Origin of the sequence: Pseudomonas sp. URIL14HWK12:I12 (assembly GCF_003097135.1) — a bacterium.
Lineage (GTDB): Bacteria > Pseudomonadota > Gammaproteobacteria > Pseudomonadales > Pseudomonadaceae > Aquipseudomonas.
This window is the reverse complement of sequence record NZ_QEQL01000005.1, coordinates 469,392-478,268: the sequence shown is the minus strand read 5'-3', so window position 1 is coordinate 478,268 and position 8,877 is coordinate 469,392. Positions and strand designations below refer to the sequence as shown.

Here is an 8,877-nt window from a genome sequence, read left to right as displayed (position 1 = left end):
GAACTGGCGCAGCAGGCCCTGCTCGGTCACGGCATAGGCCTGCCACACCTGGGCGTCGAGCAGCACGTAGAGGTAACCTTGGCGCAGGGTGCGCAACCGGCCCAGCCGGGCGGAGGTCACGTCGGCCTCGATGTCGCCTGCCGGCGGGGCGAAGGCAGTGCGCAGTGGCAGGATCGGCAGCCCGCTGCGCTGGCAGGTGGCGCAACGGCCGACCGGTATCGGGTCGTTCTCGGCCAGCAGGTTTTCGAGGTGGGAGTGCTGCTTCATGGCGCGGGGAACCCGTTCCGGCTGCTCGGGAGGCGCATGGGAGCATGCCGGGGGCGGGGGGGTGAATAGGCGTAGTTCTGAAACAGGCTTCGCCCAAACAGGCCTTACAGCGTTTTAGCGAACTGCCCTACGGCGCCTACCACCTCACGTGCGCCGTTCTGGATCTCTACGATCACCGAGCCCGCCTGGCGCGCCAGGCCAAGGCCCTGCTCGGCCTGGGCGCGGCTGTCGCCCATGTTCTGCACGGCCTCGTTGACCAGCGTCTGGTTCTTCTGCACCACGTTGACGATGTCATCGGTGGCAGTGCTGGTGCGCGCGGCCAACTGGCGCACCTCATCGGCCACCACTGCGAACCCTCGGCCTTGTTCTCCGGCCCGGGCTGCCTCGATGGCGGCATTGAGCGCCAGCAAGTTGGTTTGCTGGGCAATGCCTCCGATGGTTTGCACGATAGAGCTGATCAGCAGCGACTGCTCGCCCAAGGCCTCGATGCCTACCGAGGCCGACGTCATCTGCTCGACGATGGTGTTCATGGTCGACACGGTTTCATGCACCACCTGCGCACCACGGTTGGCCACCGAATCGGTGCGTTGGGAAATCTCGTAGGCGGTGCGCGCGGCGGCGCTCACTTCTTGCTCGCGCTGCACCTGCTCGGTCACCGGAGTGGCGAACTTCACGACTTTCGCCAGCTTCTTGTTCACGTCGTAAACCGGGTTGTAGGAGGCCTCCAGCCACACCTCCTGGCCACGCGAGTCCATGCGCCGGAAACGGTCAGCGACGAAACGCCCTGCGTTGAGGGTTTCCCAGAACTGCTTATAGGCCGGCGCCGACACGTCTTCAGGGGCGCAAAACATACTGTGATGCTTGCCGACGATCTGCCCCAGGGTATAGCCCATGGCGTCGAGGAAGTGGGCATTGGCCCCGAGCACCCGGCCATCGAGGCTGAATTCGATCACTGCGGTGGAGCGCTGCAAGGCGTTGAGCAACGCGGCGTCTTCCTCGGCCTTGTCCAGCGCAGCGGTGGCGTCGGAGCCATAGGCGACCATGGCGTCGACCTTGCCGTGCTCATCGAAGTGCGGCACCCAGGTAGCGCGCATCCACGCCAGGTTGCCGTCGCCTTTGATGAAGCGGTAGTCGTCGCACACACTGGTGCCGTTTTTCATGGCCTGCAGGAAGTTCTTGAAGCAACTGAGCTCTTTGACGTAAGGCGGTATGAAATTCGCCAGCGGCTTACCCATCACGGCGCTTTCGGTGCTGCCGAGCAGGCCGATGAAATTGGCGTTGGCGGCCCTGATGACCAGGTCGCGGTCCAGCGTGAGGCTGATCATTGCCTGGTCGAGCTGGGTGTGCAGGCTCCGGAGTGCGTTCAACTCCAACTGCTGTTGTTGCAGTTTGTTTTTCAGTTTGTTGTTGAACATAGAGCACCCATAGGAGGAGTCGATTAACACGGTATCGAACCGGCTTGCGAAAGCTTGAGGGGCCGGCGCTGGCGAGGCGACGGCAGGCTGCCGGCTGGAGCTTAGTTGCGGATCATGTCAGCCGCGCGCTGGGTCGCTTCGGTGGTGCGTGTGGCCAGCTTGCGCACCTCATCGGCCACCACCGCAAAGCCCCGGCCTGCGCTGCCGGCACGGGCGGCCTCGATGGCGGCATTGAGTGCCAGCAGGTTGGTTTGCGCCGCGATGCCCTGGATGGAGCCTACGATCTCGGTCACCTTGCTCAGGTTGTTTTCCATCTCCTGATGCTGGGCCTGCTGCGCCTGGCGCAGTGCGTTTTGCTCATGCACCGCGTGGATGTCGGTGAGCGCGCCCACCACCCGCAGCGGCGCGCCATCGGGGCGGCGGCGCGTCTGGCCGCGGGCGCGGAACCAGCGGTATTCACCGCTCTTGAGCTTGAGCCGGTATGTGATGTCAAAACCGGTCTGGCCGCTGCGGTCGTTCAGGTGCGCGCCGAAGGCCTCGATGCTGCGCTGTTTGTCTTCCGGGTGCAGGCGCGAGGCCCAGCTGTCCAGAACATCGGGGAATTCTTCGACGGTCTCGAAACCCAGCAGCCGGCGAAACTGCGGCGACCACCAGAAGGGGTTGTTCGGGTTGACTGGGTCACCGGCGATCACTTCCATGTCCCATAGCCCGTCGTTGAGCATCTCACGGGCCAGTTCGAAGCGGGTCAGGGTCACGTCCAGCTCAGCGTCGCGCATGCGTTGGTCATGAATGTCGCGCAACGAGCCGGCCACCCGCAGCGGTACGCCCTGGCCGTCGCGCAGGGTTTCGCCGATGGCACGGAACCAGCGGTATTCCCCCGTCTTGGTGGCCAGGCGGTATTCGATGTCATAGGGCGTGCGGCCGCTGCGGTCGTTGAGGTGGCGGGCAAAGGCATCCAGGGTCGGCTTGCTGTCTTCGGGGTGCAGGCGATTGGCCCAGCTGCCGAGCTGGTTGGGGAAGTCGCTTTCGTCACGAAAGCCCAGCAGGCTGCGCAACTGGTCGGACCACCAGAAGGCGTTCTTTGGGTTCACCGGGTCGCCGGCCACCACTTTCATGTCCCACAACCCTTCGCTGGTGGCGCGGTTGACTAGGTTGAACCGGGTTTCCAGCTCAAGCGCATAGGCTTCGCGCTCGGCCAGCCGGGCAGAAAGCTGCTCCAGCTCGCCTTGCACCTCGGCAAGGTTCGCCTGCAGGGCCCGATGGCGCTCAGTCGCGCCTTTAATGGCATCGCCCAGGCGCTTGAGCACGGGAGAGGAAGGGGAGGTCTCGGCCGGTGCGTCGAAACGCTCCAGCGCAGCGGATGCGATCGGCAGCCAGCGAACAATGGCGAAATGATTGAAAAGGGACACGCTGACAGCCTCCTAGCGCAGGGAGATAACTGGCCGGCCAGGTAATGGCGGAGCCTGAATAAAGGCGCCGATTTCCTGACGGGATAACGGCTATTTGCCATCAGATGAAGGTCGAGGCATTTAGTTCTCCGGCTGCAGCGATATTTCCTGGCGAATGAGCGTGATCAGAAGGTATCCATCATGCATGGATGTGAAATACAATCGATCTCATTAACGTTCTTTGCAGGTGCCGACCATGCTTCAACGCGCCGATTCCGATGCGCAGGCATTCCATCAGCTCTACCAAGGCAACCAAAGCTGGCTCGAGCAATGGCTCAGCCGCCGCCTGGGCAGCCGCCACGATGCCGCAGACCTCAGCCACGACACCTTCATGCGGGTGCTGGCCGGCTCGCAGCGCATCGCCGACCTCAAGGAACCGCGCGCGTACCTGCTGACCATCGGCAAGCGCTTGCTGGTGAACTTCCACAAGCGCAACAGCCTGGAAAAAGCCTACCTCGACGCCCTGGCGCAACTGCCACCGGCGTGCGCGCCTTCGCCCGAGCACCGTTGGCAGGTGCTGCAAACCCTCCACGCGCTCGACGAAATGCTCGACGGCCTGCCCGACCGCGCCCGCCGGGCTTTTCTGCTCAGCCAGCTCGAAGGGCTGGGCTACCGCGACATCGCCGAGCGCCTGGGCGTGACCGAGCGCAGCGTAAAGCGCTACATGGCGTTGGCCTATGAACATTGCCTGCTGGTGGAGCTGTGCTGAACACCGCCCCCAGCGATGACGCCCGGCGCGTAGCCCGGGCTGCCGCACGGTGGCTGGTGCGTGTCGAGGCTGGCCAGCTCAGTGAACGTGACCTGGCCAGCCTGCAACGCTGGCGCCAGGCCTGCGAAGCCCACGAGCGCGCCTGGCACAACGCCCAGGCGTTGAAGGGCCGCTTCGCCAACCTGCCACCCGCGCTGGCCATGGCTACCCTCGACCGCCCACGGCAAAGCCGCCGGCAACTGCTCAAGGGCATGCTGGGCCTTGCCGTGGCAGTGCCAGCCGGCTGGCTGGCACTGCGCGAGCTGCCGCTGGCGGCCTGGCGTGCAGACCTTGCCACCGGCACCGGCGAGCACCGCACCCTCAGGCTGGCCGACGGCAGCGAGCTGCAGTTGAACACCGGCACTGCCGTGAGCCTCGACCAGGCCCGCCGCCGGGTGAAGCTGATCCGGGGCGAAATCGCCCTGCGCCTGGCCACTGCCCAGCCGTTTCTGATCGACACCGCGCACGGGGTATGCAGCTTGCGCGGTGGCGAGATCAACGTGCGCCAGGGCACCAGTGATTGCCAGTTCTCGGTGTATGCCGGTGCGGCAGACCTCTGGCCGATGCGCTACAGCGCCCTGGGGCTGCGTGCCGGCCAGCGCGTGACGGTAAGCGACCGTGGCGTGGCACCGATCAGCCAGTTCGACCCTCGGCAGCCTGGCTGGCGCGAGGGGGTGCTGGTGGCTATCGACCAGCCGCTGGGCGAAGTGCTGCGCGACCTTGACCGCTACCGCCCCGGCATCCTGCACTGGGCGCCGCAGCTGGAAACCCTGCGCGTCACCGGCAGCTTTCGCCTGGCCGACCCTGACCAAGTGCTCAGGGTGCTGGCCGCAACGCTGCCGCTGCAGGTGCAGTGGCGCACCCGCTATTGGGCCACCCTGGTACCTCGGCAACAGGCCGCGTGAAGTTTTTTGCAAAAACATGCGCCCGGCCTGTCCCCTTTTTTTCACTCGCCTGTCATTGGAGGTAAATCACTTTGAAGAGAGCCCGCCAATGCCTTCATCACACCGCCAGCGTGCCCGCTCACGCGGCCGGCTGACGTCCTCGTTCTGCGGCCCCACCCTGTGCCTGAGCATGCTGTTGGCAGCCGGCACCCTGCACACCTCCGCCGCCTGGGCGCAAAACCGCGCCTACAACGTGCCGGCCGGTGCGTTGGCCAATGCCTTGACCGGTTTCGCCGCACAGGCCGGGGTAAGCCTGTCGGTAGACCCAGGCCTGGTGAGCGGCCGGCGTAGCGCCGGGCTCAGCGGTGACTACAGCGTCGAAGGCGGCTTTGCCCAGTTGCTCGCCGGCAGCGGCCTGCAATTGCGGCCCGTGGGGGAGGGGGCTTACACGGTGGTGGTGGCCCCGGCCGCCGATGCCCTGGAAATCGCACCGGTGAACATCACCGGCACCCACACCTCGTTCGCCGACGACGAAGGCCAGGCCTACGCCGGCGGGCAAGTGGCACGGCGCAGCTCGCAGGGGCTGCTGGGCTCGCGTGACTTCATGGACACCCCGTTCAGCCTCACCACCTACACCAGCCAGGCCATCAAGAACCAGCAGGCCCGCACCCTGGGCGACATGGTCGCCAATGACCCGGCCGTACGCTCCACCAACCCTGCCGGCGGGCGGTTCGAGCAGTTCACCATCCGGGGTTTCAGCCTGTTCAACACCGATGTGGCCTACAACGGCCTCTACGGCCTGTTGCCGACCTACTCGATCGACATGGAAATGGCTGACCGTGTGGACATCTTCCGAGGCCCCACTCAGCTCATCAACGGCATCTCGCCGCGTGGCAGCGTCGGCGGTGGCATCAACGTGGTGCCCAAGCGCGCCACCGACAAGCCCATCACCGAGTTCACCGGCAGCTACGCCTCCAACAACCAGCTGGGGGGCGCCGTAGACATCGGCCGCCGCTTCGGCCCCGACAACCAGTTCGGCCTGCGCTTCAACGGCGTGAAGCAATCCGGCGACACCGAGTGGGACCACCAGAGCGTCGACCGCCAGATGGCCGTGCTGGGCCTGGACTTTCGCGGTGACCGGCTGCGGTTGTCCACCGACATCGGCCATACCGAGCGCGACACCGATGCCCCGCAGGAGCGGGTGATCGTCGGTGCCAACGCACCGGTACCCTCGGCCAAGGACGTGCGCAGCAACTACGCCCAGCCCTGGACCAAAGGCCGCACCAACGACACCTTCGGCGCGGTGAACGGCGAGTACGACGTCAATGATTCGGTGATGGTCTACGGTGGCGTAGGTGCGCGCCGCAGCAACCACGACTTCCTGCGCCATAACGTCTCGATCACCAACGCGGCCGGCGACTTCACCGTTCAGCCGCGCGACTTCACCCGCGACGAGAACGTGCGCACCGCCACCGCTGGCGTGCGCAACTGGTTCAGCACCGGGCCGGTGAGCCACGAGGTGAACCTGGCCGCCAGCTACTTCTACATGGACTACACCAACGGCGGCGCGCGCTACGCCAGTGGCAACAGCAACCTCTACAACCCGGTAGACCTGCCTGACCCGACCACGCCCACGCGGCGGGACGCCGAGGTGTACAACGAAAGCCGCTACACCGGTGTGGCGTTGTCCGACACCCTGGGTTTCCTGGATGACCGCTTGCTGGTCACCGTCGGCGGGCGCTGGCAGCGGGTGAAAACCAACACCTGGACCGACAACGTGCCCGACACCACTAACTACGACGAGGAGAAGTTCTCGCCGTCCGGTGGCGTGCTCTACAAGCTCACCGACCGGCTCTCGCTGTACGGCAACTACATGGAGGGCCTGAGCCAGGGCAAGATCGCGCCGTCGACATCCATCAACGAAGACGAAGTGTTCGCACCCTTCATCAGCCGCCAGGTCGAAGTGGGCGCCAAATATGACTTCGGCCGCGTTGCGGTCACTGCGTCGGTTTTCCGCATCAAGCAGCCCGCTTACGAAACCAACCCCACCACCCAGGTGTTCGGCCCCAACGGCAAGCGCGTGAACGACGGCATCGAGCTGAGCGCATTCGGCGAGCCGGTCGACGGCATCCGCGTGCTGGGCGGGGTGATGTTCATCGACAGCGAGCTCAAAGGCACCGTGGGCGGCACCAATGACGGCAACAGCGCGCCGGCCACGCCGCGCTTCAACGCCAACCTGGGCCTGGAGTGGGACGTGCCCGGCCTGCAAGGGGTGACCCTCACCGGCCGCGGTATCTACAGCAGCTCCCAATACCTGGACCAGGCCAACACCAAGGAAATCGGCAGTTGGGAGCGTTTCGACGTGGGCGCTCGCTACGCCTTCAAGGTCGAGGGCAAGGACGTGACGCTGCGTGCCAACGTCGAGAACGTGATGAACAAACGCTACTGGGCTTCGGCCGGTGCGTCGGATGACAGCGATGCGGGCTTGACCCTTTCGACTCCCAGAACCTACCTGCTCTCGGCAACGGTGGGCTTCTGACCCCCGGCCCTCAGGGGCCACATGGACACAAACCAGCGATCAGGGATGACGATCAGGCACGCCCCGGCGTGCCGCGATGGCTTTGCGTGATGTAACACCGCTGATGAGTGCACCACCCACTCGAGAAGGCCCGACGGGCTTTTGAACAGAAAGAGGAGAGCACGATGTTAAGCGAAACCAGGGCACCACTCGACGCGTTCGAGCCGGTGGCCGCTGCCTTGAACAATGCACACTACCTGGCGCGCCAGGGGCACTTCGAATCCAACGTGCGCAGCTACCCGCGCAAGCTCCCGCTGGCGATCGCCAAGGCGCAGGGCGTGTGGGTAACCGACGTCGAAGGCCGGCGTTACCTGGACTGCCTGGCAGGTGCCGGCACCCTGGCACTGGGGCACAACCCGCCTGCGGTGGTCGACGCCCTGGCCGGCTTTCTGGCGTCGGGCGCGCCGATGCACACACTGGACCTGACCACCGCGGCCAAGGATGCCTTCAGCGAAGCGCTGCTTGAGCTGCTGCCCAACCAGGGCCGCGGCTACTGCCTGCAGTTCTGCGGGCCCTCCGGTGCCGATGCCGTCGAGGCGGCGCTCAAGCTGGCCAAGACCGCTACCGGCCGAAGCAACGTGGTGGCCTTCAGCGGCGGCTACCATGGCATGACCCACGGCGCGCTGGCCGTGACCGGCAACACCGGCGCGAAGAACGCCCTCGGCCCCTTGATGCCGGGTGTGCAGTTCATGCCGTACCCGCATCAATACCGCTGCCCCTTCGGGCTGGGCGGTGAGGCCGGCACAGCGGCCATGGCGCGCTATTTCAGCGACTTCATCGACGATGTCGAAAGCGGCGTGTGCCGCCCGGCGGCGGTGATCCTCGAAGCCGTCCAGGGCGAGGGCGGTGCTAACCCGGCCCCGGATGCCTGGCTGCGCACCATCCGCGAAGTGACCCAGCGCCATGGCATCGTACTGATCCTCGACGAGGTGCAGGCCGGTTTCTGCCGGACCGGGCGGATGTTCGCCTACGAGCATGCCGGCATCGAGCCGGACATCATCGTCATGTCCAAGGCCGTAGGGGGTGGCTTGCCCCTGGCCGTGCTGGGCCTGCGCCGCGACCTGGACGCCTGGCAGCCCGGCGCCCACACCGGCACTTTCCGCGGCAACCAGATGGCCATGGTCAGTGGCCTGGCGACCCTGCACACCTTGCGCCGCGACCGCCTCGACCAGCAGGCTGCCGAGCGCGGCGCCTTGCTGGCGCGCGACCTCAAGGCCTTGGCCAAGGATTACCCGGCCATCGGCCAGGTTCGTGGCCGCGGCCTGATGCTGGGCCTGGAGATCGTCGACGAGCGCCAGCCGGCCGATGCCCTGGGCGCCCATCCGATGGATGCCCCCTTGGCGGCGCTGGTCCAGAAACACTGTTTCGAGCAGGGGCTGTTGCTTGAACGAGGAGGGCGCAATGGCAGCGTGATCCGGCTGCTGCCGCCGCTGATCATCGAGCCGGCCCAGTGCGCCGAAGTGGTCACCCGTTTCGAGCGCGCGCTGCATGGCGCATTGGGTGAAGCCCGTGGCTGAGCGCGCGCGGTCTTGCGCCG

7 protein-coding genes are annotated in these 8,877 nt (G+C 65.9%); 4 read left to right on the top strand and 3 right to left on the bottom strand.

Annotated elements, in window-relative coordinates:
• The 3 genes from F474_RS17375 to F474_RS23085 form a co-directional block, all read right to left on the bottom strand.
• A partial coding sequence (locus tag F474_RS17375) for a toxin VasX (RefSeq protein ID WP_133244996.1) occupies window positions 1-267 on the bottom strand: 267 nt, incomplete at its 3' end.
• 104 nt (window positions 268-371) lie between these two features.
• Window positions 372-1,682 carry a PAS domain-containing methyl-accepting chemotaxis protein gene (locus F474_RS23090; protein ID WP_097085620.1) on the bottom strand — a complete coding sequence of 437 codons (1,311 nt, stop codon included), beginning with the start codon at window positions 1,680-1,682 and terminating at the stop codon, window positions 372-374.
• 101 nt (window positions 1,683-1,783) lie between these two features.
• On the bottom strand, window positions 1,784-2,902 hold the full coding sequence (locus F474_RS23085; protein WP_371916157.1) for a PAS domain-containing protein: 1,119 nt from the start codon (window positions 2,900-2,902) through the stop codon (window positions 1,784-1,786).
• Between the two features lie 424 nt (window positions 2,903-3,326).
• Here F474_RS23085 and F474_RS17360 point away from each other — a divergent pair, with 424 nt between their 5' ends.
• The 4 genes from F474_RS17360 to F474_RS17345 all read left to right on the top strand — a co-directional run bounded on the left by F474_RS17360 (window position 3,327) and on the right by F474_RS17345 (window position 8,857).
• Window positions 3,327-3,839, top strand: a complete 513-nt coding sequence (locus tag F474_RS17360) for a sigma-70 family RNA polymerase sigma factor (protein ID WP_097085622.1) — start codon at window positions 3,327-3,329, stop codon at window positions 3,837-3,839.
• Window positions 3,833-4,783 (top strand): FecR domain-containing protein, encoded by a 951-nt coding sequence (locus tag F474_RS17355; RefSeq protein WP_097085623.1) that lies wholly within the window; start codon window positions 3,833-3,835, stop codon window positions 4,781-4,783. The genes F474_RS17360 and F474_RS17355 overlap by 7 nt, the downstream gene beginning before the upstream one ends.
• A gap of 169 nt (window positions 4,784-4,952) precedes the next feature.
• Window positions 4,953-7,301 carry a TonB-dependent receptor gene (locus F474_RS17350; protein ID WP_256577778.1) on the top strand — a complete coding sequence of 783 codons (2,349 nt, stop codon included), beginning with the start codon at window positions 4,953-4,955 and terminating at the stop codon, window positions 7,299-7,301.
• A gap of 164 nt (window positions 7,302-7,465) precedes the next feature.
• A complete protein-coding gene (locus tag F474_RS17345) occupies window positions 7,466-8,857 on the top strand; it encodes a diaminobutyrate--2-oxoglutarate transaminase (RefSeq protein ID WP_097085625.1) in 1,392 nt (463 codons plus the stop codon).
• The last annotated feature ends 20 nt before the right edge of the window (window positions 8,858-8,877 follow it).

What these genes read in the sequence shown, in the direction of transcription:
- F474_RS23090 (WP_097085620.1), bottom strand. Translation starts at nt 1,682, where the DNA reads ATGTTCAACAACAAACTGAAAAACAAACTGCAACAACAGCAGTTGGAG.
- F474_RS17360 (WP_097085622.1), top strand. Translation starts at nt 3,327, where the DNA reads ATGCTTCAACGCGCCGATTCCGATGCGCAGGCATTCCATCAGCTCTAC.
- F474_RS17350 (WP_256577778.1), top strand. Translation starts at nt 4,953, where the DNA reads ATGCTGTTGGCAGCCGGCACCCTGCACACCTCCGCCGCCTGGGCGCAA.
- F474_RS17345 (WP_097085625.1), top strand. Translation starts at nt 7,466, where the DNA reads ATGTTAAGCGAAACCAGGGCACCACTCGACGCGTTCGAGCCGGTGGCC.